This window comes from Leclercia sp. 1548, assembly GCF_050435045.1.
GTDB classification, from domain to species: Bacteria; Pseudomonadota; Gammaproteobacteria; order Enterobacterales; family Enterobacteriaceae; genus Enterobacter; species Enterobacter adecarboxylatus.
This window is the reverse complement of record NZ_JBNDJP010000001.1, coordinates 288,271-312,747: the sequence shown is the minus strand read 5'-3', so window position 1 is coordinate 312,747 and position 24,477 is coordinate 288,271. Positions and strand designations below refer to the sequence as shown.

25 protein-coding genes are annotated in these 24,477 nt (G+C 56.0%); 9 read left to right on the top strand and 16 right to left on the bottom strand.

What is annotated here, in order from left to right; all coding sequences use genetic code 11:
- Positions 1-17 precede the first annotated feature (17 nt).
- A complete protein-coding gene (locus ABIE02_RS01550; RefSeq protein WP_059308115.1) occupies positions 18-617 on the bottom strand; it encodes a TetR/AcrR family transcriptional regulator in 600 nt (199 codons plus the stop codon).
- 38 nt (positions 618-655) lie between these two features.
- A complete protein-coding gene (gene eptA / locus ABIE02_RS01545) occupies positions 656-2,284 on the bottom strand; it encodes a phosphoethanolamine transferase EptA (RefSeq protein WP_164541193.1) in 1,629 nt (542 codons plus the stop codon).
- Positions 2,285-2,431: 147 nt separating this feature from the next.
- Between eptA and ABIE02_RS01540 the strand changes: the two genes are divergently transcribed.
- The 3 genes from ABIE02_RS01540 to sodC all read left to right on the top strand — a co-directional run bounded on the left by ABIE02_RS01540 (position 2,432) and on the right by sodC (position 4,216).
- Entirely contained in the window at positions 2,432-2,671 is a 240-nt protein-coding gene (locus ABIE02_RS01540; RefSeq protein ID WP_032617815.1) for a DUF1289 domain-containing protein, read from the top strand.
- 48 nt (positions 2,672-2,719) lie between these two features.
- On the top strand, positions 2,720-3,616 hold the full coding sequence (locus tag ABIE02_RS01535; protein ID WP_032617816.1) for an aldo/keto reductase: 897 nt from the start codon (positions 2,720-2,722) through the stop codon (positions 3,614-3,616).
- Positions 3,617-3,697: 81 nt separating this feature from the next.
- A complete protein-coding gene (gene sodC / locus ABIE02_RS01530) occupies positions 3,698-4,216 on the top strand; it encodes a superoxide dismutase [Cu-Zn] SodC (RefSeq protein ID WP_429211190.1) in 519 nt (172 codons plus the stop codon).
- Here the strand turns inward: sodC and ABIE02_RS01525 are convergent.
- Genes ABIE02_RS01525 through ABIE02_RS01515 form a run of 3 tightly spaced genes read right to left on the bottom strand, consistent with a single transcriptional unit; the run spans position 4,195 to position 7,311 of the window.
- Complete coding sequence (locus tag ABIE02_RS01525) at positions 4,195-6,213, bottom strand: FUSC family protein (RefSeq protein WP_164540213.1); 2,019 nt, start codon at positions 6,211-6,213, stop codon at positions 4,195-4,197. The two genes, sodC and ABIE02_RS01525, sit on opposite strands and share 22 nt — an antisense overlap.
- On the bottom strand, positions 6,210-7,067 hold the full coding sequence (locus ABIE02_RS01520; RefSeq protein WP_164540214.1) for an efflux RND transporter periplasmic adaptor subunit: 858 nt from the start codon (positions 7,065-7,067) through the stop codon (positions 6,210-6,212). The genes ABIE02_RS01525 and ABIE02_RS01520 overlap by 4 nt, the downstream gene beginning before the upstream one ends.
- A 7-nt stretch (positions 7,068-7,074) precedes the next feature.
- Positions 7,075-7,311, bottom strand: coding sequence for a DUF1656 domain-containing protein (locus ABIE02_RS01515; protein ID WP_032617833.1), 237 nt, complete (start codon positions 7,309-7,311; stop codon positions 7,075-7,077).
- A gap of 187 nt (positions 7,312-7,498) precedes the next feature.
- Here ABIE02_RS01515 and slyA point away from each other — a divergent pair, with 187 nt between their 5' ends.
- A complete protein-coding gene (slyA, locus tag ABIE02_RS01510; RefSeq protein ID WP_032617834.1) occupies positions 7,499-7,939 on the top strand; it encodes a transcriptional regulator SlyA in 441 nt (146 codons plus the stop codon).
- Positions 7,940-7,975: 36 nt separating this feature from the next.
- On the opposite strand, the gene ABIE02_RS01505 is transcribed toward slyA, so the two are convergent.
- Complete coding sequence (locus ABIE02_RS01505; protein ID WP_429211188.1) at positions 7,976-9,337, bottom strand: MASE4 domain-containing protein; 1,362 nt, start codon at positions 9,335-9,337, stop codon at positions 7,976-7,978.
- Positions 9,338-9,532: 195 nt separating this feature from the next.
- Positions 9,533-10,000 (bottom strand): outer membrane lipoprotein SlyB, encoded by a 468-nt coding sequence (gene slyB, locus ABIE02_RS01500; RefSeq protein ID WP_032617836.1) that lies wholly within the window; start codon positions 9,998-10,000, stop codon positions 9,533-9,535.
- Positions 10,001-10,285: 285 nt separating this feature from the next.
- On the opposite strand from slyB, the gene anmK reads away from it, so the two are divergent.
- The 5 genes from anmK to pdxY all read left to right on the top strand — a co-directional run bounded on the left by anmK (position 10,286) and on the right by pdxY (position 14,869).
- A complete protein-coding gene (gene anmK / locus ABIE02_RS01495; protein ID WP_032617837.1) occupies positions 10,286-11,410 on the top strand; it encodes an anhydro-N-acetylmuramic acid kinase in 1,125 nt (374 codons plus the stop codon).
- A 96-nt stretch (positions 11,411-11,506) separates the two neighbouring features.
- A complete protein-coding gene (gene mliC / locus ABIE02_RS01490) occupies positions 11,507-11,830 on the top strand; it encodes a C-type lysozyme inhibitor (protein WP_032617838.1) in 324 nt (107 codons plus the stop codon).
- A 57-nt stretch (positions 11,831-11,887) separates the two neighbouring features.
- Positions 11,888-12,544, top strand: a complete 657-nt coding sequence (gene pdxH, locus ABIE02_RS01485; RefSeq protein WP_032617849.1) for a pyridoxamine 5'-phosphate oxidase — start codon at positions 11,888-11,890, stop codon at positions 12,542-12,544.
- 126 nt (positions 12,545-12,670) lie between these two features.
- Positions 12,671-13,945: a tyrosine--tRNA ligase gene (gene tyrS / locus ABIE02_RS01480; protein WP_077226662.1), complete on the top strand. Its 1,275-nt coding sequence runs from the start codon at positions 12,671-12,673 to the stop codon at positions 13,943-13,945.
- A gap of 63 nt (positions 13,946-14,008) precedes the next feature.
- Positions 14,009-14,869 carry a pyridoxal kinase PdxY gene (pdxY, locus tag ABIE02_RS01475; RefSeq protein WP_032617841.1) on the top strand — a complete coding sequence of 287 codons (861 nt, stop codon included), beginning with the start codon at positions 14,009-14,011 and terminating at the stop codon, positions 14,867-14,869.
- Between the two features lie 84 nt (positions 14,870-14,953).
- Here pdxY and gstA read toward each other — a convergent pair whose 3' ends face one another.
- The 9 genes from gstA to rsxA all read right to left on the bottom strand — a co-directional run bounded on the left by gstA (position 14,954) and on the right by rsxA (position 24,449).
- A complete protein-coding gene (gstA, locus tag ABIE02_RS01470; RefSeq protein ID WP_032617842.1) occupies positions 14,954-15,559 on the bottom strand; it encodes a glutathione transferase GstA in 606 nt (201 codons plus the stop codon).
- 108 nt (positions 15,560-15,667) lie between these two features.
- Positions 15,668-17,176: a dipeptide/tripeptide permease DtpA gene (gene dtpA / locus ABIE02_RS01465; RefSeq protein ID WP_032617843.1), complete on the bottom strand. Its 1,509-nt coding sequence runs from the start codon at positions 17,174-17,176 to the stop codon at positions 15,668-15,670.
- 614 nt (positions 17,177-17,790) lie between these two features.
- Positions 17,791-18,426 (bottom strand): endonuclease III, encoded by a 636-nt coding sequence (gene nth, locus ABIE02_RS01460; protein WP_103793193.1) that lies wholly within the window; start codon positions 18,424-18,426, stop codon positions 17,791-17,793.
- Positions 18,423-19,109: an electron transport complex subunit E gene (locus tag ABIE02_RS01455; protein ID WP_032617845.1), complete on the bottom strand. Its 687-nt coding sequence runs from the start codon at positions 19,107-19,109 to the stop codon at positions 18,423-18,425. Before ABIE02_RS01455 ends, nth begins: the two co-directional genes overlap by 4 nt.
- Before the next feature lie 2 nt (positions 19,110-19,111).
- Positions 19,112-19,732, bottom strand: coding sequence for an electron transport complex subunit RsxG (gene rsxG, locus ABIE02_RS01450; protein ID WP_032617846.1), 621 nt, complete (start codon positions 19,730-19,732; stop codon positions 19,112-19,114).
- A gap of 10 nt (positions 19,733-19,742) precedes the next feature.
- Entirely contained in the window at positions 19,743-20,795 is a 1,053-nt protein-coding gene (gene rsxD, locus ABIE02_RS01445) for an electron transport complex subunit RsxD (RefSeq protein WP_032617847.1), read from the bottom strand.
- On the bottom strand, positions 20,796-23,297 hold the full coding sequence (rsxC, locus tag ABIE02_RS01440) for an electron transport complex subunit RsxC (RefSeq protein WP_336994701.1): 2,502 nt from the start codon (positions 23,295-23,297) through the stop codon (positions 20,796-20,798).
- Positions 23,290-23,868, bottom strand: coding sequence for an electron transport complex subunit RsxB (gene rsxB / locus ABIE02_RS01435; protein ID WP_032617851.1), 579 nt, complete (start codon positions 23,866-23,868; stop codon positions 23,290-23,292). The genes rsxC and rsxB overlap by 8 nt, the downstream gene beginning before the upstream one ends.
- Positions 23,868-24,449: an electron transport complex subunit RsxA gene (gene rsxA / locus ABIE02_RS01430; RefSeq protein ID WP_032617852.1), complete on the bottom strand. Its 582-nt coding sequence runs from the start codon at positions 24,447-24,449 to the stop codon at positions 23,868-23,870. Before rsxA ends, rsxB begins: the two co-directional genes overlap by 1 nt.
- Between the last annotated feature and the right edge of the window lie 28 nt (positions 24,450-24,477).

Sequence of the window (24,477 nt, the reverse complement as noted above, 5' to 3'; positions counted from 1 at the left end):
TGAAATAAAAACGCCTGTTATGCACCAGGCGTCGCAATGATGTTTTTAACATGGTCCAGCGCGCTCTCCAGCGGCAGCGCGCTGCGGGACATTTTGGCCTGCAGGTTAGCGCCCAGCCACAGGGAGTAGAGCACCTGCGCCTGGGTCAGCGGCTCACCGACGAAGGCCAGTGATTTTTCATCACGGCCTTTCGCCAGCGCCTGTGCCAACAGGGTGATCACACCCGTGGCCCCTTTATCCATCGCGGTGCGCATATCTTCAGAGAGATCGCACACTTCGGCAGAAAGTTTCACCGTCAGACAGCCGCTGATAATGCCCTGGGCACAAAACTGGGTCAGCGTCTGCTGGTAATAAGCCAGAACACGATCGCGGTAATTGCCGTTGCCGCTGGCAAAGTGCGTGGCCAGTCGCTGGTGATAGCCCGCATAGTGGCGCTCCAGCAGTGCCACGCCAAACGCCTCTTTGGAGCGGAAGTAGTGATAAAACGATCCCTTCGGCACGTCAGCGGTTTTCAGCAGTTCGCTCAGCCCCATTCCGGTAAACCCGCGGTGCATGCAAAGTTGCTCGCCGGTGGCCAGAAGGTGTTCGCGTGTATCGTGTTCAGTATGCTTATTCATGCCATCAATGTAATAGACCAATTGGTCTAATGCAAGTCTTAGGTTCGACGGCAGTGGGTGAGCAGATCCATTTGCGGCTGATAGACCGCCGTCCGAATGTTCATCATTCCCAGCACCGTGGAGAAGAGATTATCCTGCGACACCGCCTCTTTCGCCGCCTGGTCGCGCAGACACTGCGCGTCAACGCCGAAGTTCTGTTGGTAGTCCTTTGAAAGCCAGAATATAAACGGAATATGTGTCTGCTGCTCAGGAGCCAGCATGTACGGCGTGCCGTGCAGGTACAGGCCGTTTTCCCCCAGCGATTCCCCGTGATCGGAGAGATACACCAGTGCCGTGTTGAGCGTCGATTGCCGCGCTTTCAGGGCATCAATAGTTTTACTCACCACGCTGTCGGTATACAGAATGGTATTGTCGTAAGTATTCATCAGCGCCTGATGCGTGCAGTCCTGGATCTCATTGGTGTCGCAGGTCGGAGTAAAGTGACGGTACTGGGCCGGGTAACGCTCATAGTAGGCCGGACCGTGGCTGCCCATCAGGTGGATCACCAGCACCGTATCCTGTTTCACGCCATCCAGCATGTCATCCAGGCGCCAGAGATTCACGTCATCAATACAAGAGTTGTCCTTACAGAACTGCTGAAGCTTCCACTGGGTCATGTCGGTGTGCGGAATGCGGGTGCAGGCGCCTTTACATCCACCGTCGTTATCCCGCCACAGCAGATTAACGCCAGCGTGGCCCAGCACATCCATCAATCCTTCCTGATGGTGCGCAAGATCGGCATCGTATTTTTTCCGGGGCATCCCGGAGAACATACATGGGACGGAGACGGCGGTTTCGGTTCCGCAGGAGGAGGCCTGCGGGAAGTTAATCACATTCTGTTTTTTAAGCTCGGGGTTGGTCTCGCGATCGTAGCCGTTCAGGGAGTAATTTTCCGCCCGGGAGGCTTCCCCGACAACCAGCACCAGTACGGTCTTTTTCTGCTGCGCCAGCAGTACCGGACCTTTTCGGGCATCTTCACCGAGACGGATCAAGGTCTGATCACCGGCGAACCAGCGCGCCTTGCTGTATTTGGCAATTGCACTGACGTAGTTAGCCGGTGTCACCATTTTGACGATGCCTTTGTTATTGCGAAACAGCGAGGCATAGTCCTTATAAAAGACCGCCGCTACCAGAACAATCACCACTGCGCTGGCGAGAATTGCGGCGAGGCGTATTAACAGCGTATGCCACCATTTACCCGGCCGGATGCGGATCATCGCCAGCAGGCTGGCGGGCAGCAGTCCGGCGACAACCAGCCACACCACCAGTTGCGGGGTCACCAGCGCCGCCGCCTCCTGAGAGTTGGTCTCAAAGACGTTGACCATCATGTTCTGGTCAATCACCGCCCCGTAGGTAAACATAAACCAGGTCGCCGCCGCGCAGCCCAGGGTCAACAGCACCAGCAGCGGTTTGCGGATGAGGGGGATATTCAGGATGCTGAATACAATCACCCAGCCGCAGAAGAGCACCAGCGGCACCGAGAGGGCGAAGAGCACGTCATGCAGCCGGGCGGGGGAGATCACCTGCCAGCTGCGATGAATAAACAGGGCGTTTAACAGCGTAAATAAGAGCGCACAACCCAACGTAAACTTTATGTCGTTACACTGTAACTTTTTTATGGTCAGCATCATCGTTAAACCAGAATGTATTGATGAGGCGATTATAAGAAGCGAAGATTAGTGAAACCTTAATGCCACAAATCTATGATTGACGCCTTGCGTAACCCCGGCTTAAGGTCTTCACTTTAGGGTATTCAAGGGTTTCGGGAGGGTCGTGTGGCTGAACAACTGGAGTTCTTTCCTGTCCAGAGCCCATGCCGGGGGATTTGCCAGTCTGACGAGCGGGGTTTCTGTCGCGGCTGTATGCGCAGCCGGGAGGAGCGTTTTAACTGGCAAAGCTTCAGTGATGCCCAGAAGCAGGAGGTCCTGCGCCTGTGCCGTCAGCGCCTTTTGCGCAAATTGCGCGCAAACAAAGCCCCCGATACCGAAGAACCGCAGCAACCCTCACTGTTTTAGCCTCGTAAATGCGTATACTCCCCCCAGACTTTTTTTAAGGAAATTGCTATGGTTCAGCGTATTACCCTCGCGCCGCAAGGCCCGGAGTTTTCCCGTTTTGTGATGGGTTACTGGCGTCTGATGGACTGGAATATGTCCGCCCAACAGCTGGTCAGCTTTATTGAAGAACATCTTGATCTGGGGGTCACCACCGTCGACCACGCCGATATTTACGGCGGCTACCAGTGTGAAGCGGCCTTCGGGGAAGCGTTGAAGCGCTCACCCGCGCTGCGTCAGCGGATGGAGATCGTCACCAAATGCGGCATTGCCACCACTGCCAAAGCAGAACATGCGCTTGGCCACTATATTACCGACCGCGACCATATCATCAGCAGTGCGGAACAGTCCCTCACCAACCTGGCGACCGACTATCTTGACCTGCTGTTGATCCATCGCCCGGATCCGCTGATGGATGCCGACGACGTGGCTGAAGCCTTCCTCGCCCTGCATCAGAGCGGCAAGGTGCGTCATTTCGGCGTGTCGAACTTTACCCCGGCGCAGTTTGCCCTGCTGCAGTCGCGTCTGCCGTTCACCCTGGCGACCAATCAGGTCGAAATTTCACCGGTTCACCAGCCACTGCTGCTGGACGGCACCCTCGATCAGCTCCAGCAGCTGCGGATCCGTCCGATGGCCTGGTCCTGCCTCGGCGGCGGACGCCTGTTTAACGACGAAGCCTTCCAGCCGCTGCGCGATGAACTCGCCCAGGTTGCGCAGGAGTTGAACGCCGAAACCATCGAGCAGGTGGTATACGCCTGGATTTTACGTCTGCCATCGCAGCCGCTGCCAATTATCGGTTCCGGTAAAATCGAGCGCGTGCGTTCGGCGCTGGCGGCAGAACAGCTGGCAATGACGCGCCAGCAGTGGTTCCGCATCCGTAAAGCTGCGCTGGGCTACGACGTGCCGTAATGGCGTATTCGTCTGATTTCCCGGTGAAATCCTTGCCCCTGGTATAAACTTAAGGGGCAAAAAATAACCGAAGGAGGTCATATGAAGCGTTTTACTCTGGCAATGCTGACGCTGGTGGTTTGCGCAGGTGCGCAGGCTGCCAGTGAAGAAGTAAAGATGAACCTCGTCACCCCGCAAGGGATAGGCCAGTCCATTGGGACGGTAAAAATTACCGAAACGGATAAAGGACTGGAGTTCTCCCCCGATCTCAACGCCCTTCCACCGGGCGAACACGGTTATCACGTCCACGCCAAAGGCTCCTGCGAACCGGCAATGAAAGAGGGTAAACCTTCCGCCGCTGAGGCTGCGGACGGACACCTCGATCCACAGAATACCGGCAAACATGAAGGGCCAGAGGGCATGGGCCACCTGGGCGATCTGCCCGCGCTGGTCGTGAACAACGACGGGAAGGCCACCGATCCTGTGGTCGCGCCGCGCCTTAAAAAGCTTGATGAAGTTAAAGGTAAAGCGCTGATGATCCACGTTGGCGGCGACAACATGTCCGATCACCCTAAACCACTCGGCGGTGGCGGGGCGCGTTACGCCTGCGGCGTTATCTGATCGCTTAAGGTGCCCGGAGCGGGCGCCTGTTCCAGCTGGGATAGCGAGCAGTGCAGACGCCAGATCAGTGCTGCCAGCTCCTGCCCGGCCGGATGTGGATGATGCCCAAGCACGTCGCAGATACGCTGTAGTTCATCGAGAGCAGAGGCCAGCGGCCGCTGCTGCACCCCGCGCTCGCTCATGATATCGCGCAGTAGCGACACGGCGACATCCCGCACCCGGGCCAGCGGGTCCGCGCGGGTCTCCCAGTCCCTTAGCTGCCACACCACATGACTGCAGTTGAGCAGCACCACCCCCCAGCGTAACAGCCAGCGGCGCGACAGGGCATCCTGACTGCTGTTGAGCTGACTCACATGGTGATACACCAGCGACTCATAACCATTTTCACTCAGCTGCGGCTTACGGCTGAGCTGATCGACAAATCCCCGCCGCAGCTCCCGGATATGACGGCGGCTTTTGCGCGCATCCGATCCCGGGCGTAGCACTGCAAAGGCCAGCCACGTCAGTCCTACGCCAAGAATTTTTGCCAGATCGTCATTAAGGAAATCGGCAAAGTCATACACCGGCGGGTTTGTCACCGAAATAAACGAGCCCATAAACACGATGAGTTGCCCCCACAGGCCGGCCAGGGCAGGCATTTGCTGCTTCAGCAGTTGCATGGTGGTCAGCAGCGGGAACAGGAACAACAGGAACAGCCACAGGTCGGAGATCTGCACCATCAGGCCAAATTTGACCACAAAGCTAAACAGCGAAAGCAGGATCAGGGTGCGTAACAGCAGGGCCAGCGAATTGAAGGGCGAAGCCGCCACCGAGTAAAGCACACTGCTGATCGCTGCCAGCGTCAGGGCTGCCCCTCCGGCATCCCACTGGGCGGCGATGGTCCAGGCGCCTACCAGGCTGAGAGCGCAAAAGGTGCGAAAGCCGCTCCACAATGCCTCCAGATTATCGGTATGCCGTGCCAAAGCAGGGCTGCGCGGGACGGCGAACACAGTGACCGGGGTGGCGTTTTCGACAGCGGCTATCCAGCGGCTGCTGCGCAGGTACAGGCGACAAAAATAGCGCAGCCGCTGCCAGACGGCGCGATGGCGGTAGTCGCCGTCAGCACCCGGGTTGAGCGGCGCGATGATGCGGGCCACGGTATAGAAATTTGTGTCGGGCCGTGCGAGGGCAGCGAGCAGTTGCTCGATGATCTCCCGGGTCTGCGCTGGCGGGTTGGGCCAGTTCAACAGCATGCGGCGCAGGCTGGAGATGGCGCTCGTCATCCGCAGCTGCTGGTGGAGCAGATAATTCAGCAGGGCATTCTGACGACGAAAGCGGTAGTGGCTCCAGAAAGCCTGAATGCGCAGCAGGTTCATGGTCAGGATCTGGGCGATGACTTTCTCATGCGCCAGGCGAATGGCGTCGTTGGTGTCGGGCTGCCACAACAGGCTGGCGTGTTCCAGCAGTCGGGCGTGCATTGCTTTCAGGGCGTTGATAAGGGCAGTGCCGTCGGAGGTGCTGGGCAGGATCATCATCATCACCCCTCCGCTCAGGATGCCGATAATGACCTCGCACACCCGCGCCTGGGCAATATCCCACAGCTGAGTGATGTCCAGAATATTGATCACCGGGAAGGCGATGATTGCCGCGGTATATCCGGCCAGCTGGAAGGCGTAGGCGACGTTATTGCTGAAATGGGCGCAGGCCCAGGTACAGAACCCGAGCCAGGCCGCCATGCTCAACAGAAACAGCCACGGATCGTTCAGGGTGTGACCAGCAATGATCAGCGCCGCGGTGGCCCCCAGCAGGCTGCCCGCGACACGGCCCAGACTTTTACTGATCACCCCTCCGACGGTGGGGAAGCTGACCACCGCTGCTGAGGTCATCGCCCAGTAAGGTTCGTCCAGGTTGAGGCAGTAAGCGACGGTAAGCGCCAGACACATCGCAATCCCGTTGCGCAGGGCATAGCGCCACTGCGCTGGGGTTGCCCTGAGCCACGGAAGGCTGTGCAAATTCACCGGGCGCTTCCGATGGAGACGGTGCAGGTGGTGCCGGAGACCAGGGTCAGGTCCGTCGGCAACTGGTCAAAGGCGATGCGTACCGGAATGCGCTGCGCCAGCCGCACCCAGGGGATATTAGGCTTAACGTCAGGCACCAGCCCTGAATCAGTTTCTACGCTTTGATCATAGATAGCGCGACCGATACTGGACACATGCCCCTGTAATCGCGTCGAGCCGCTGTAGAGGACGATTTGCGCCGGGGCACCCTCGCGGATGTGTCGCAATTTGGTCTCTTCAAAATAGCCCACCACGTAAAACGAATGGCTATCGACCAGGGCGAAGACCGGCTGGCCAGTTGTAGCGTAATCACCAGACCGGGTGGAAAGGTTAGTGACCCAGCCATCAACCGGCGCTTTGACCACCGTCTGGGTGAGTTGCCACTGGGCCTGCTTGAGCGTGGCTTCGGCGACGGCAACGCTGGCCTGCATCGCTTTGACGTTGATGTTGGCGGTATCAAGTTCTTCGGCGGAGATATAATTCTTTGACAGATGGCGGCGGCGGTTGGCTTCGTTATTCGCCTTCGCGAGGTCGGACTGGGATTTCGCCAGCTGTGCTTCGGCATTGAGGATCGCGATGTGATAAGGGGTCTCATCAATATGAAACAGCACGTCGCCCGCGTGGACAAACTGGTTGTCTTTAATCTGCAAGTGGGTGATGGTGCCGGACACCTGCGGCGTGATGCTGACCTGCTCGGCGCGCACCTTGCCGTCACGGGTCCAGGGTGACTGCATATAATAATTCCATAACCACCAGCCTGCGATCAGGGCCAGGGCCAGAACAAGTAATGAAGAGAAATATTTTATGGTTTTCACAGTATCGTCACCATGCAATCAACAGAGCCAGACTCAGGCACACCGCCAGCACAAACAGCGAAAGATCCATTAACATTGGGTGCCAGATCTCACCGGAATAGATCCAGTCGCGCAGCATACGGTGGGTGACAAGCCAGATCAGAAAACCCAGCATTACCGCCTTAAAGAGGGGAGGAAAGTAAACCGAGGCGCCGACAATTAAATCCTGAAGCGGTAACCCCGTGGCGTTAAACGTGAAATTCACGAGCCGGTTCCTTAGCAAAAGGGGAAGTGACCATAATAGCAGTCGCATGACACCCGCGGGCGTCTCTACGCAGTGTAAAACAGACGGCCATCAACTTTTAGACCAGTATTGCATTTGTTTTGGCAATATAAATGCTGCACACTATTCTAAAATCAGTATAATAACTTAGCAAGCTAATTATAAGGAGATGAAATTGGAATCGCCACTAGGTTCTGATCTGGCAAGGTTAGTACGCATATGGCGTGCTCTGATTGACCATCGCCTGAAACCTCTGGAGTTGACACAGACGCATTGGGTCACGCTGCATAATATTCATCAGCTGCCGCCCGACCAGTCACAGATCCAACTGGCAAAAGCGATTGGCATCGAGCAGCCATCTCTGGTACGTACGCTCGATCAACTGGAAGATAAGGGTCTGATCTCGCGTCAGACTTGCGCCAGCGATCGTCGTGCCAAGCGGATTAGGCTTACCGAGAAAGCCACGCCTATCATCACTGAGATGGAAGCCGTGATCAGCAAAACGCGTGGTGAGATCCTCTCCGGGATAAGCCCCGCAGAACTCGAGCTGCTCATCTCGCTGGTCGCCCGGCTGGAAAGCAATATCCACGAGCTGCAATCCCGTGACTAACCTTTAAAAAAGCCTTGCTGATGCAAGGCTTTTTCTTTACCGAAATACCACTACTCGGTTACGCCCGGTCTCTTTCGCCTCGTACATCGCCTTATCTGCGCATTCTACGCAGGTTTCCGCGCTGGTATTGGTCGACGTGGCGGTAAATACGCCCATACTGATGGTGATGGGTTCGGGAAGTTGTCCCCCGGAACTGGCGCTGTCAACGCTGCTCAATTTTAACCTTATCCGCTCTGCAATCTGAAGGGCGGCCTCGGAAGAGGTCTGGTTTAACAGTAAAACAAACTCTTCACCGCCTATACGCGCTGCGATGTCCTGAGGCCGTACTGAATCCATCAGTAGTCGGGAGACAAACTGCAACACCTTGTCGCCCTGAAGATGCCCGTAGTTGTCGTTGATACGCTTAAAACGATCGAGATCGCTCACGATAACCGAGACCGGCTCTCGCTCATTTGCGGTGCGCAGCGATTGGTTTAACGCGTCGTAAAAATAGCTTCGATTGTAGAGGCGGGTCAGGGGATCGCGTATCGAGTTCTGGTAAGACTTTTGATACTTCAGATGCGAAGCGCGATACAGATTAAAGACGTCATACAGCAGGATGAAAATAATCAGCACAGTGGCGACCGTTTCAAATAAACGGGCACGATACCAGGTGATATCTTCTGCCTGGTCGCCTAAAAAGAGCATAGCCAGGGTCACAATATAACAGACACAAATAAAATTCCCACCGACCCAAAACATATTGCGCACGCGGGTAATAATCATCAGCGTAGCTAATGTAACAACCCAGAATACAATTAAGGCGACGCTTATCGCCTTTTTCCACAGCAGCATGTAATGCCGGGTTTCATTATCGACCAAATCTAATGATAACAAAGGCGAACAGCTGGAATATATCCAGGCTAACATTACTATTACGACGGTAAAAAGAGAGACACCGAAAAGAAGCGAGAAATGAAACCTTCGCGACAGCGGTTTATTACGAATAGCGTACAGCAGCGCTGAAGTGATAAACAGAATTGACATTAACAAATGACGAAACGTAAAGAAGATCATCGCATCATTGTAATTCACAACGTTGTACTGGTGTAGATCCAGCCAGGCCGGGTAGCTGGACAGCGTCCCCGCCATCAGCATAGCGGAGCCGGTATAGGCGAAGGCGAACGCCATCAGATATAAGCGTTTTCTGTCGCACCAGTATTTCATCACCATGAAACAGGCAATAACCAGGTGAAAGACCAGTAAAAATATGGTCAGCATGGGGAATAAAAGCGGTGAGAATGATGAAACCTTTTCTTCAAGCCCAACAAAGAGAAAGTTTGCAATCCCAATGATAATAATGCATCCAAGAAAGAACTGAACATAACTGTTTTTTATATTTCGACTCATCGCAACCATAGGCATCGTTTTAAAGTAAAAAGCAGAGAGAGAGGATTTGCGAATGGTCTCATGAGCGCAGGGGGAAATACTTTGCGCAGGGACAAGTTAAGCGGATATTAAATATATTTGTGATGAATGTATTTTGTAAATATATTCACGGTAATGTTGTGGAGTGTAAAGGGACGTGGCCGAAAGGCCACGCCCACATTGTTCTTAACGCGGAGAAACGGTAACCTGGCTGCCATTGCTTGCCAGCACGACGCGTTGGCCTGCGGCAAAACGGGTGTTGCCCTGTTTCTGCACCACCATAATGGTGTTGCCGTCGTCTTTGCGGATTTCGAGCTCGACGCCCTGGGTTTTGTTCATTGATCCCTGAACGCCCTGACCGGCCACACCACCGGCAACAGCACCTGCTGCAGTCGCCAGAGAACGGCCTGTACCGCCACCCACGGTGTTACCGAGGAAGCCACCCAGCACCGCGCCGCCAAGCGCACCGATTACGTTATTATCATCTCCACCCTGAATCTGCACAGGGCGCGTGTTCACAATGGTGCCGTAGGTGACGTTTTGTACCTGCTTCGCCTCAGACGCACTGTAAACATCCCCGGAGAGGGAGTCGTTATTAACACAGCCAGCCAGAGTGAATCCAACCAGCGAAACGGCCAGTACACGTAAAATCATTTGAATCTCCTGTTCACCAAAAAACGCTCTGTGAGCATCCGTTATGGCTAAATTATATGGCATCTGGGGCCATAGTTCCTATCTTCGCCTAAACAATAGGAGAATAGTACTTGATTCTGACTTAACCAGATATAAACGGGCGTTGACTTCACCCCATATCCGGTAAGGATAATTCCTGGAATGACCCTAACCTGAAGGTATTGTTAAAAAGTATTATCCGGTCATGGAATTGGTGCCGGGTTTATGGTGGAGTGGGCCATCAACCCAGCGAAGTAAGGAAAACTCATGAAATCGGGTCGCTATATTGGCGTAATGTCAGGAACCAGTCTGGATGGTGTGGATGTCGTTCTCGCGGCAATCGATGAGAATATGGTGGCGCAGCAGGCAAGCCTTAGCTGGCCCATTCCCCAGGAAATTAAACAAGCGATCCTGAATATCTGTCAGGGCCAACAGCTAACGCTGTCGCAGCTGGGACAACTGGATACGCAACTGGGACGTCTGTTCGGCGATGCCGTGCTGGCCTTGATGAACCAGGAGGATTTGCGCCCTCAGGATGTGGTGGCGATAGGCTGTCACGGCCAGACGGTCTGGCATGAGCCGGTCGGAGAGGCGCCTCATACCTTGCAGATTGGCGATAATAACCAGATTGTAGCCAAAACCGGGGTGACGGTGGTGGGGGATTTCCGCCGCCGGGATATGGCGCTCGGCGGGCAGGGCGCGCCGCTGGTTCCGGCCTTCCACCATGCGCTGCTTGCGCACCCGACGGAGCGCCGCATGGTGCTTAACATAGGCGGTATCGCTAATCTTTCCTTATTAATCCCCGGGCAGCCGGTACGTGGATTCGACACCGGGCCGGGAAATATGCTGATGGACGCCTGGATCTGGCGCCAGGCGGGCAAACCTTACGATAAAGACGCCCAGTGGGCCTGCAGCGGCAAGGTCATCATCCCGCTGCTGCAAAGCATGCTGTGCGATCCCTATTTTGCCGCCCCGGCACCAAAAAGCACCGGCCGCGAGTATTTCAATTACGGTTGGCTGGAACGTCAGCTGGCGAATTTCCCGGGCCTGGCACCGCAGGACGTTCAGGCCACGCTGGCAGAGCTTACTGCCGTTTCCGTATCGGAACAGGTGTTGCTGAGCGGCGGCTGCGATCGTCTGCTGGTGTGCGGTGGTGGCGGCCGTAACCCGTTGCTGATGGCGCGTTTGGCCGGTCTGCTGCCGGGCACAGAAGTGACAACCACCGATCGGGCCGGGATCAGCGGCGATGATATGGAAGCCCTGGCCTTTGCCTGGCTGGCGTGGCGGACGGTGGCGGGACTGCCTGGGAACCTCCCCTCCGTGACCGGCGCGCGTGAAGCCAGCGTGTTAGGTGCTGTTTTTCCAGCCAATCCGCGGCAAAATCAGAGTTAACCGAATTTCGCTTAAAAGCACGATGGGTAGAATTACACGAAAAAACGGGAGGGCGTTCGCGCCCTCCGGGACCTGGAAAGTCTTCGGAACTCACCCATGAAAAAACTGCTTCTTGCTTTAACCCCCTTCCTCCTGGCGAGCTGTAGCGTCTACAACCAGTTTGTCGAGCGCATGCAAACCGACTCCCTGGCATACCAGTGCGATGAAAAACCGCTCACCGTGAAGCTCAACAATCCTCGTCAGGAAGTCAGTTTTGTCTATGACAACAAGCTGCTGACGTTGAAGCAGGGGATGTCTGCCTCCGGCACCCGTTACAGCGACGGGGTCTATGTCTTCTGGTCGAAAGGTGACAGCGCGACGGTATATAAGCGCGATCGTATCGTGCTGAACAATTGTCAGATCGAAAATCCGAAGCGTTGAGATTTTGCAGGGGGGGGCGCACAATAGCCTCACCCATTGTCAATGTCAGCTAACGCCATGTCAGATAACGACGAATTGCAAAATATCGCGCACCTGCGCCGCGAATACACCAAAGGCGGCCTGCGTCGCCAGGATCTCCCCGCAGAGCCGCTGGTGCTGTTTGAGCACTGGCTGAAACAGGCCTGTGAAGCCCGACTGGCGGATCCCACCGCCATGGTAGTGGCGACCGTCGACGAACAGGGGCAACCCTACCAGCGCATCGTGTTGCTGAAGCATTACGACGAGAAAGGGCTGGTGTTCTACACCAACCTCGGCAGCCGCAAAGCGCACCACCTCGAAAACAACCCGCGCATCAGCCTGCTCTTCCCCTGGCATATGCTGGAGCGTCAGGTCATGGTCACCGGTACCGTTGAGCGCCTCTCTACCCTGGAAGTGGTGAAGTACTTCCACAGCCGCCCGCGCGACAGCCAGATTGGTGCCTGGGTCTCTAAACAGTCGAGTCGCATCTCTGCGCGTGGCGTGCTTGAAAGTAAATTCCTCGAGCTGAAACAGAAGTTCCAGCAGGGCGAAGTACCCCTGCCAAGTTTCTGGGGCGGGTTCCGCGTCAGCGTTCAGCAGATGGAGTTCTGGCAGGGCGGTGAACATCGCCTCCACGACCGGTTTTTATACCAGCGCGATAACAGCGCGTGGAAAATCGATCGTCTGGCACCTTAATCCCCTAAATTTGTTCTTTTAAGCGCTGGTACAACGGGTGTCAGCGCTTTATTCTATGTACCTTTCGCGTCTGGCGAAAAGTCGTGTACCGGCAGAGGTGCAGTCGTTTTATACATGGAGAATTTGATGGCAAGCAGTAACTTGATTAAACAATTGCAAGAGCGGGGGCTGGTAGCCCAGGTGACGGACGAGGAAGCGTTAGCAGAGCGACTGGCGCAAGGCCCGATCGCGCTCTATTGCGGCTTCGATCCTACCGCCGACAGCTTGCATTTGGGGCATCTTGTTCCATTGTTATGCCTGAAACGCTTCCAGCTGGCAGGCCATAAGCCTGTGGCGCTGGTGGGCGGCGCAACGGGTCTGATTGGCGACCCGAGCTTTAAAGCCGCTGAGCGTAAACTGAATACGGCAGACACCGTGCAGGAGTGGGTGGATAAGATCCGCAAACAGGTCGCCCCGTTCCTCGATTTCGACTGTGGTGAAAACTCAGCGATCGCCGCCAACAACTACGACTGGTTTGGCGGCATGAACGTGCTGACCTTCCTGCGTGATATCGGCAAGCACTTCTCCGTTAATCAGATGATCAACAAAGAAGCGGTGAAGCAGCGTCTGAACCGTGACGACCAGGGCATCTCGTTCACCGAGTTCTCTTATAACCTGCTGCAGGGTTATGACTTCGCCTGCCTGAATAACCTTTACGGTGTGACGCTGCAGATTGGCGGCTCCGATCAGTGGGGTAACATCACCTCCGGTATCGACCTGACCCGTCGTCTGCACCAGAACCAGGTCTTCGGTCTGACCGTTCCGCTGATCACCAAAGCCGACGGCACCAAGTTCGGTAAAACCGAAGGCGGCGCGGTATGGCTCGATCCGAAGAAAACCAGCCCGTATAAGTTCTACCAGTTCTGGATCAACACCGCAGATGCTGACGTCTATCGCTTCCTGAAGTTCTTCACCTTTATGGATCTTGCAGAGATCAACGCTCTGGAAGAAGAAGACAAGAACAGCGGTAAAGCCCCGCGCGCCCAGTACGTGCTGGCGGAGCAGGTTACGAAGCTTGTTCACGGCGAAGAGGGTCTGGCAGCCGCGAAGCGTATTACCGCCAGCCTGTTCAACGGTACCCTGAGCGATCTGAGCGAAGCTGATTTCGAACAGCTGGCGCAGGATGGCGTGCCGATGGTTGAGATGGAGAAAGGGGCAGACCTGATGCAGGCTCTGGTTGACTCCGAGCTGCAGCCGTCCCGTGGTCAGGCGCGTAAAACTATCGCCTCAAATGCCATCACCATTAACGGCGAAAAGCAGTCCAACGAGGAGTATACCTTCGTGGACAGCGATCGCCTGTTTGGCCGCTACACCTTACTGCGTCGCGGCAAAAAGAATTACTGCCTGATTTGCTGGAAGTAATCATAAAAGCACAGGGGCGTGGGAAACCACGCCCCTTTATTTTTTCAGGGTTGTGGTAAGAAAATGAAGAATATCCTCGCCATCCAGTCCCACGTCGTGTTTGGGCATGCTGGCAACAGCGCCGCTGAATTTCCGATGCGTCGTCTCGGGGCCAACGTCTGGCCGCTAAATACCGTTCAGTTTTCCAATCATACGCAATACGGCAAATGGACCGGTTGCGTGATGCCGCCTGCCCATCTGACCGAGATTGTTCAGGGTATTGCGGAGATCGACAAACTCAAAACCTGTGATGCTGTGCTGAGCGGCTATCTGGGGTCAGCCGAGCAGGGTGAGCATATTCTTGGGATTGTCCGTCAGGTGAAGGCAGCCAACCCGGCGGCGAAATACTTCTGCGACCCGGTGATGGGCCACCCTGAAAAGGGCTGCATCGTGGCGCCCGGCGTGGCCGAGTTTCATGTCCGTTATGCTTTACCCGCCAGCGATATCATCGCCCCTAATCTGATTGAACTGGAGATCCTCTGCGAACATCCGGTAAATAATGTGGAACAGGCAATTGCGGCATCACGCGAACTGATTGCCAAAGGCCCGGAGATCGTGCTGGTGAAACATCTCGCCCGCGCCGGGATAAGCCCGGACCGCTTTGAGATGCTGCTGGTGACGAAAGACGAAGCCTGGCACATTAGCCGTCCGCTGGTGGATTTTGGTAGCCGTCAACCGGTAGGCGTCGGGGATGTGACCAGCGGCCTGCTGCTGGTGAAACTGCTTCAAGGGGCGACGGTGCGTGATGCGCTTGAGCACGTCACAGCGGCAGTATACGAAATCATGATTGCCACAAAGAGTATGCAGGAGTATGAACTGCAGGTGGTGGCCGCCCAGGACCGGATTGCTATGCCGGAGCACCTCTTTAGCGCGACCCAGCTTTAACCTCTATGCCCGGCGGCACTGCGTTTGCCGGGCCTTTAAAGAGTGCCGGGTGAACGATAGCGCCACCCGGCAACAAACACTAATTTACTTCAAACCTTCCGCTTCCAGCGCTGCCGCCACGGCAGGGCGCTCCGCCATACGCTGCATATAGGCGTCAATATGGCTTAACCCTTCCATATTCAGCTTCACGGCCCGCGCCCAGCGCAGAACGGTAAACAGATACGCATCGGCAATGGTAAAGCGTGGGCCGCAAATCCACTGATCGTCTTTTAACGACTCGTTCACGTATTGCAGCTTTTTCTCCAGCAGAGCACGAACGGTCGGCTTGTACTCTTCCGGGGTATCCGGGCGGAACAGCGGGGTGAAACCTTTGTGCAGTTCAGTGGCGATGTAGTTCATCCATTCGAGGGTTTTATAGCGGGCGATGCTGCCGGTCGGGGCCAGCAGCTGGCGATCCGCGACGCCATCCGCCAGGTATTGCATGATGGCCACCCCTTCGGTCAGTAAGGTGCCGTCTTCCAGCAACAGTGCCGGGACCTGGCCTTTAGGATTCACCGCGAAAAAATCATCGCCGTTTTCCAGACGCTTTTTCATCAGATCAACGCCGTTGAGTGTGAAGTCTTTACCGCTCTCGCGCAGCGTAATATGGGAGGCAAGAGAGCAGGCGCCTGGTTTATAGAACAGTTTCATCGGTCACTCCTGTTTACGTAGGTTTACTCTATGGTAGTGCGGCACCGACTAAAAAAAAAGCCGCTAACGCACAGTTAGCGGCTTCTGTTCAGTCGTTTCCCGATGACATTACACGGTCGCGGTTTTGCTCGCTTTTGCGGTAGTGTCGTCGTCCTGAGTCATACGATTCAGTTTCGGTGCGGTCAGCATCATCAGCACGGCGATAACTGCGGTAGCGACACCAATCTGCAGGAATACATCGCCATACACGTGCAGTGACAGCAGTGGATCGGTTACATCAGATGGCACGGCCATCAGGTTTGCAATCTTACCTGCGATAATCGCGGCACCGGCAGTGGTCAGGAACCAGCTACCCATGATGAAGCCCATCAGACGCTGTGGCACCAGCTGTGCAACCATCGCCAGACCCAGACCAGAGATCATCAGCTCACCGATAGACTGCAGGGCGTAGCTCAGGATCAGCCAGTTGACTGAGACGATACCGGCGTCGCTGGCGAATTTCGCACCCAGCGGCAGCACCAGGAAAGCACCAGAGCACAGCACCATACCAATCGCGAACTTGTGCGGCATTGGCAGGCGGTCGCCCATCTTGTTGTAGATAGCGGCCAGGATTGGGCTACCCACCATGATCCAGAACGGGTTCAGGGCCTGGAACTGCTCAGGTTCGAACGCGATGCCCAGGATAGAGTGCTCAACGTTACGGATAGCGAAGAAATTCAGCGACGTTGGCATCTGGCTGTACAGGACGAAGAATACAATCGCTTCAACCATCAGGATGAAGGCAACAATCATCTTACGACGCGCCGCACCCTGCATAGAGAAGGCTTCTTTCGCGAAGATACAGACGATACCCAGGGCAACCACACCCAGTACCGCACGGGCGATACCCTGGTTGTGCAGCAGCCAGGTGGCAACAGCGACCAGAATCACCACGCCGACGATGGTCGCCAGCAGTTTGCCCATCTGTACCGGTGCAAAGTCAGGTTTTGAACCGTAGTCTTTCACCCAGCTGCGGCAGAACAGGAAGTTAACCACGGTGATCAGCATGCCGACGAAGCTCAGGGCAAACGCCACGCTCCAGCCGAATTTCGCTGCCAGCCACGGGGTCGCCAGCATAGAGAAGAAGGAGCCGATGTTGATGGACATGTAGTACATGGTGAATGCACCGTCCAGACGTGGATCATCTTTCTTATAGCAGGTCGAAAGCAGGGAAGAAGGGTTAGCCTTGAACAGGCCGTTACCGACCGCAATGGTCGCCATACCCATGTAAACCACACCGGCATCATGACCAGACCAGGCTACCAGGCCATAACCGATCGCCAGAACGATGGCACCCAGCAGAATAACTCGTTTGGTTCCCAGTACTTTATCGCCGAGCCAGCCACCAATTGCGACCAGACCGTACACCAGAGCACTGAAAGAAGAGAACAGCGTGATGGAATCAGCTTCGGACATACCCAGTTGTTTAACCAGGTAAACAGCCATGATCCCTTGCAGACCGTAGTAACCAAAACGCTCCCACAGCTCAATAGAGAAAATGAGATAGAACGATTTCGGTTGTTTGAAAGCGTTAAGACTTACGCTTTCCTCAGCTGGTTTATTGTTTGCAGTAGACACATATACCTCTTTTTTTACATCCCATATTAACGGGGGTGTTCATAGCGTGATGACCGTAGTCCGTCCGCTTTATAGTTATAGTGGGAGGGGAAACGGCGGGTAATGTTCACTATCCTGACCCGTCTGGCAAGGTGTTTGCAATAATCTGTTACATATAACCCTGGCACTATAATGCGCCAGAAACCTAAATGTTATTTAGCGTTAAATTTTACCGTTGCGTATAAACTGGTTTTTTTCACTATTAATCAGTCCAAAAAATGCGCAGATGGCGATATGTTCTGCTGTAAAAGGCAATATGCAGTGATATGGACTAAGTTCTGAAAAATATCCGGTCATATCTTCGGGTTATCAGAGGTGATTTATTGATGCAATAAGGCTTTGTCGGCATTTCCAATACATAAAATTAACACAGTGTGAACAGAGTGATCCCCGTCACACTTATATAGAAAATTTCGCTGACAAAAAAACAATTAACCTGTTTGATTGTTATATCGCCACAGATTACGCGAGGGGCGGACTCGTGCTCAGGTTGAACAACTGCAAAAGGGGGGATCAGCAGGGAGGCATACTTTCCGTAAGGCATTGAAAAGGTGAAAAACCGTCAAATGACGGTTTCAGTGGTCTGTTTTCTCTTTATATTCGCAGAGATCTTCGATTATACAGGAGCCGCAGCGCGGTTTGCGCGCAATGCAGGTATAGCGCCCGTGCAGGATCAGCCAGTGATGGCAATCGACCTTAAATTCCGCCGGAACCACTTTCAGCAGTTTCTCTTCCACCAGCTCGACATTCTTGCCGGGGGCAAAGTTGGTGCGGTTGCACACGCGAAAGATGTGAGTGTCCACGGCAATGGTTGGCCAGCCAAAGGCGGTATTCAGCACCACGTTAGCGGTTTTACGCCCGACGCCCGGCAGGGCCTCCAGCGCGGCGCGGTCTTCCGGCACCTCGCCGCCGTGCAGCTCCAGCAGCATGCGACAGGTCTTAATCACGTTCTCGGCTTTGCTGTTAAACAGGCCGATGGTCTTGATGTACGACTTAACGCCTTCCACGCCCAGCTCCAGCATCGCCTGCGGCGTGTTGGCAACAGGATAAAGCTTTGCGGTGGCTTTATTGACGCTGACGTCAGTAGCCTGCGCAGAGAGCAGGACGGCAATCAGGAGTTCAAACGGCGAGGTAAAGTTCAGCTCGGTCGTTGGGTGCGGGTTGTTATCCCGCAGGCGTTGCAGAATAGTTAAACGTTTCTCTTTGTTCATGAAGCCTTCTCAGGGATCCCTTCCTCGACGCTGCGTGCGGCAGCGCGGCGCTTACGTTTCTCATCAATCAGGTATTTTACCGCCAGCATCATGCCGAGGCCGATAAACGCGCCCGGAGGCAGCATTGCCAGCAGGAACGGGGTATCGGTGTGAAACACCTCAATGCGCAGGGATTTCGCCCAGCCGCCCAGCAGCGCATCTGCGCCGTCGAACAGGGTGCCGTTGCCGAGAATTTCACGCATCGAACCCAGCACGAACATCGCCCCCGTTGCGCCCATGCCGATGGCAAAGCCATCCAGAGCAGAAATGAGCGGGTCATTTTTCACCGCAAAGGCTTCGGCGCGGCCTACCACGATGCAGTTGGTCACGATCAGCGGGATAAAAATCCCCAGTGACTGATAGAGGCCAAAGGCGTAGGCGTTGATCAGCATCTGCACGACGCTCACCACCGAGGCGATGATCATCACGTAAATCGGAATACGAATTTCTGACGGCGTCCAGCGACGCAGGGCAGAGATCGACAGGTTGGTCAGGGTCAGTACCAGGGTGGTCGCCAGACCCAGACCCAGGGCGTTGGTGGCGGTCGAGGTGACCGCCAGCAGGGGACACATCCCCAGCAGCTGAACAAGGGCGGAGTTGTTCTTCCACAGCCCCTGGACAATAACCTCTTTAACCTGACTCATGATCACTCCTCACAGGCGGGCAGATTGTTGAGTTGCGCAGGCAGCGTCTGGGCGTATATGCCCGCACGTTTAACGGCATTTACCACCGCGCGTGGGGTGATGGTCGCCCCGGTAAATTGATCGATCTCACCACCATCTTTCTTTACTGCAAATGCCGGATCGTCACTGCCATGAATGGTTTTGCCGGCAAAATGCAAAATCCAGTCGCTTAAGCGGGTTTCGATTTTATCCCCAAGCCCTGGCGTTTCGTGATGCTCAGTGACGCGCGTGCCCAGCACGGTGCCGGAGAAGTCGGTGCCGACCAGCAGCTGGATGGCGCCGGAATAGCCATCCGGGGCTGTGGTTTCCATCACTGCGCCAACCGGGGCATCCCCTTTACGGGCAATAAAGATACGGTGAGTGCCTTTGCCTAAGGGGGCTGCCTCGACAAGATAACAACTTTTTTGCAGGTTGTTATCGTAAAGCTCTGCCGGGATCACCTGATCGAACAGCGCCTTTTGCTGACGGGCCGCCTGTTCGTCGATGGTGGGTTTGGTTAGCCCGTTGACGAGAGCCGTCAGGCCGGTCAGCACAGCGGCAAACAGCGCCAGCGTCACGCCGTGTTTTTGCATTGTTTTTAACATGGCGAGTCCCTTAGCGATGGCCGTACACACGTGGTCGCGTGTAGTAATCAATTAACGGTACGGTGATGTTCGCCAGCAGAACCGCAAAGGCCACGCCGTCCGGGTAGCCGCCAAAGCTGCGGATCAACCACACCAGCAGACCGGCCAGAGCACCGAAAATCAGACGCCCACGGTTGGTGGTTGAGGCCGTCACCGGATCGGTAAGAATAAAGAATGCCCCCAGCATGGTCGCGCCGGAGAGCAGATGAAGTTGCGGTGACGCCAGCGATTCCGGCGAGAAGGCCCAGCCCAGCCCGGAACAAATTGCCAGGGTGACCAGGAAGCTCACCGGGATATGCCAGCGGATCGCCTTTTGCCACAGCATAAACAGGCCACCGGCAAGGTATGCCAGGTTTACCCACTGCCAGCCAGCGCCTGCCAGCACGCCGCTGTAAATCGGGTACTGCATGACCTGCTCCACGCTGTGACCGGCGTGCAGAGAGGTTTTAAAGGTATCGAGCGGGGTCGCCTGGCTGATACCGTCCACGCCCATGCGCAAGCTGTTCATATCCGCGCCTGTGGCGGTATGGCCAGAGAAAATTATCTGCAGGGCATCCATAAAGCCAGGCACGGTGGCCGCGATCTCATGCGGCGGTAGCCAACTGGTCATCTGCACCGGGAAGGAAATCAGCAGCACCACATAACCAATCATTGCCGGGTTAAACGGGTTATGCCCCAGGCCGCCATACAGCTGCTTGGCGATGATCACCGCAAACACGGTACCGAGCACCACCATCCACCATGGAGCGAACGGCGGGATACTGATGGCCAGCAGCAGGCCGGTGAGCAGGGCGGAGTTATCGGCCAGGATCTTACTTACTGCCATCTTACGCAGTTTGAGCACCAGGGCTTCCGCCGCCAGCGCGCTTGCACAGCCCAGGATTATCTGGAACAACGTCCCCCAGCCAAAAAACCAGAACTGAACGGCAATGCCCGGCAGCGCGGCCAGGCAGACCAGCATCATAATGCGCGATGTCTGGCGCTGGTTGTGGGTATAAGGGGAGCTTGCGATTCTGAAAACCATTTAATCCTCGTTAACTGCCTGCTGTGCGGCTTTCTTCGCCTGGACGCGCGCAATGGCGGCAGCAACTGCCGCTTTGCGTGGATCGTCATTGGCTGCCGGTTCTTCTTCCTGTTGCGCCGCTTTACGTGCTTTCGCACGGGCAATGGCGGCTTCGACCGCGGCTTTACGCGGATCGACCGGTGTCGGTTCTACCTGAATTTCGTCCTGCTGCGCGGTTTTACGGGCTTTGGCGCGGGCAATGGCAGCTTCGACCGCCGCTTTACGCGGATCGACCGATGTCGGCTCTACCTCAATCTCGTCCGGCTGCGCCGCTTTACGGGCTTTGGCGCGGGCAATAGCTGCCTCTACGGCCGCTTTGCGCGGATCGACCGGTGCCGGTTCGGCCTCAACCTCGTCCGACTGCGCCGCTTTACGGGCTTTCGCACGGGCAATGGCGGCTTCAACGGCCGCTTTACGCGGATCGACCGGTGTCGGCTCTACCTCGATCTCGTCCGGCTGCGCCGCTTTACGGGCTTTCGCACGGGCAATGGCGGCTTCAACGGCCACTTTACGCGGATCAACGGGTGCCGGTTCGGTCTCAACCTCGTCCGGTTGCGCCGCTTTACGGGCTTTGGCGCGGGCAATGGCGGCTTCAACGACCGCTTTACGCGGATCGACCGGTGTCGGCTCTACCTCGATCTCGTCCGGCTGCGCGGTTTTACGGGCTTTCGCACGGGCAATAGCGGCTTCAACAGCCGCTTTACGCGGATCAACGGAGGTCGGTTCTACGTCAGTCTCGTCCGGCTGCGATGTCTTACGGGCTTTAGCGCGGGCAATAGCAGCCTCGACGGCCGCTTTACGCGGATCCGCTTCTGGCTGTGCGGCGCCGGACTGGGCCTTCTCGGCCTGACGGGCACGAGCCTCTGCTTTACGCGCTTCGCGCGCGGCAATGGCTTCGCTATTGTCAGGGCGCTGACCCGATGGGATCACCACATCCTGAGCGGCGGTGGCTTTCTTCTCGCGAACACGAGCCAGGGCGGCATTAATGGCGTCCTGATCTTTCGCCGCAGGCTGAACCGCTGCTTTTTTATGACGTTCTTCGCGGGCGGCTTTTTCTCGCTCCAGACGCAGTTGGCGGGCTTCAAAGCGTGCTTTGGCCTCAGCAGCGCGTTTCTCTTCCTGGGCGATGGCGTAAATCTCGGCCTTTTCGACGCGGAAATATTGCACCAGCGGAATATTGCTCGGGCAAACCCAGGCGCAGGCACCGCATTCAATGCAGTCGGCCAGGTTATGGGCTTTTGCTTTGTCGTGGACCTGACCTTTGCTGTACCAGTAAAGCTGCTGGGGCAGCAGATCCGCCGGACAGGCATCGGCGCAGGCGCTGCAGCGTATGCAGCCTTTCTCTTCCTGTTCCTCGCCCATCTCGCTGACGGACGGGGCCAGCAGACAGTTGGTAATTTTCACCACCGGGACATCCAGCCACGGCAGGGTAAAGCCCATTAGCGGCCCGCCCATGATCACCATCTGCTCCGCGCTCGGGCAGAACCCGGCCTGGTCCAGCAGGTGACGAACCGGTGTGCCCAGACGCGCCCAGACGTTGCCAGGGCGGCTGACGGCTTCACCGGTGAGGGTAACGACGCGCTCAGTGAGCGGCTCGCCGTCAACGACCGCACGTTTCACTGCATAGGCGGTGCCGACGTTCTGCATGAGCACGCCGATGTCAGACGAGCGGCCGCCGTGTGGAACCTGCTTGCCTGTTAAAATTTGGGTCAGTTGCTTCGCGCCACCGGAGGGGTATTTTGTCGGGATCACCCGCAGGCTGATATCATGACTTCCCGCCAACACCGCTCGCAGCATTGAGATCGCCTGCGGCTTGTTGTCTTCAATACCGATCAGCACTTCCTTCGGCTGTAAAACATGGGCGAGGATGCGAATACCTTCAACAACTTGCGCTGCACAGTCCTGCATCAGACGATCGTCGGCAGTGATGTAAGGTTCACATTCGGCGGCGTTGATAATCAGAGTCTGAATCTTGTCGCCGCCGCCCTGCAGTTTGGTGCCGGTGGGGAAGCCTGCGCCGCCCAGCCCGGCGACGCCAGACTGGTGGATACGGGCGATCAGCTCTTCGCGGCTGTGGCTACGGTAGTCGCTCCAGCCGTCGCGTTCGATCCAGCGATCTTCACCATCAGCGTCAATCACCACACACAGCTCAGACAGGGCAGAAGGGTGGGCTACCGTGTGCGGAGCAATCGCCGTTACGGTACCGGACGTGGGGGCATGAACCGGCAGCATACGCCCGCGGCCAAAGGTCAGCGGCTGGCCGCGTAACACAGTGTCACCGACCTTCACGCACAGCTCACCCTCAGCACCGATATGCTGTTTAAGAGGGATAACAAAACGGTTAGCCAGCGGGATCTGGCGCAGCGGCGTACCGCTGGACTGGGTTTTCATTTCGGGCGGATGAATACCGCCGTCGAAATCCCAGATCTTCTCTTTTCTGAAGGCAGAAAATAACTTAAGCATGTTGTTCCACAGGAATAATGCGAACCGGAATGGTTTGAAGATCCCATTTCCAGCTGTCGGTCGTTGTCGCTACCGGGCGTAACTCAATGCACTGCGTCGGGCAGGGGGCAACGCAGAGGTTGCAGCCGGTACACAGATCTTCAATCACGGTATGCATGGCGCGCGTGGCGCCGACGATGGCATCTACCGGGCAGGCCTGAATGCATTTGGTACAGCCGATGCAGTTTGGTTCATCGATCACCGCCAGCATACGAACCGGCTCCTGCGCACTTTCGTCACCGTCAACCGGCTGCGGATCGACGTTCAGCAAGGTGGCAATCTTCAGCATCACCGCTTCGCCGCCAGGCGCACAGCGGTTAATTTTCTCTCCGCCGTTACCTACCGCCTCTGCGTACGGGCGACAGCCGGGATAGCCGCACTGCCCACACTGGCTTTGCGGCAGCAGCTCATCAATTTTCTCAACGATCGGATCGTCCTCAACCGCGAAGCGGCGCGAGGCGTAACCGAGAATGATGCCAAATAGCAGCCCCAGTACGCTGATGGCTGCGATGGCGATCCAGATTGCATTCATTACAACTTCACCAGACCACTAAAGCCCATAAAGGCAAGAGACATAAGACCGGCGGTAACCAGCGCGATGGCGTTACCGCGAAACGGTGCCGGGATATCGGCGGCGACCATGCGTTCGCGGATCGCCGCAAACAGTACCATCACCAGCGAGAAGCCGACCGCAGCCGAAAAGCCGTACAGCGCCGACTGCAGGAAATTGTGCCCAAGGTTAATGTTGAGCAGCGCCACGCCGAGCACCGCACAGTTAGTGGTGATCAGCGGCAGGAAGATGCCGAGCAAACGGTATAACGCCGGGCTTGTTTTGCGCACCACCATTTCGGTGAACTGCACCACCACCGCGATAACCAGAATAAAGGCCAGCGTGCGCAAATAGGTCAGGCCAAGGGGGAGCAGGATCCAGGTGTCAATCCACCAGGCACAGATCGAGGCGAGGGTCATCACGAAAGTGGTTGCCAGCCCCATCCCCATTGCTGTTTCCAGCTTTTTGGACACGCCCATAAACGGGCACAGGCCAAGAAACTTCACAAGAACGAAGTTGTTTACCAGCACCGTGCCGACAAAAAGCAGTAAGTAATCGGTCATTTTTCAGCCTGAGATAAAAAAGCCCCCT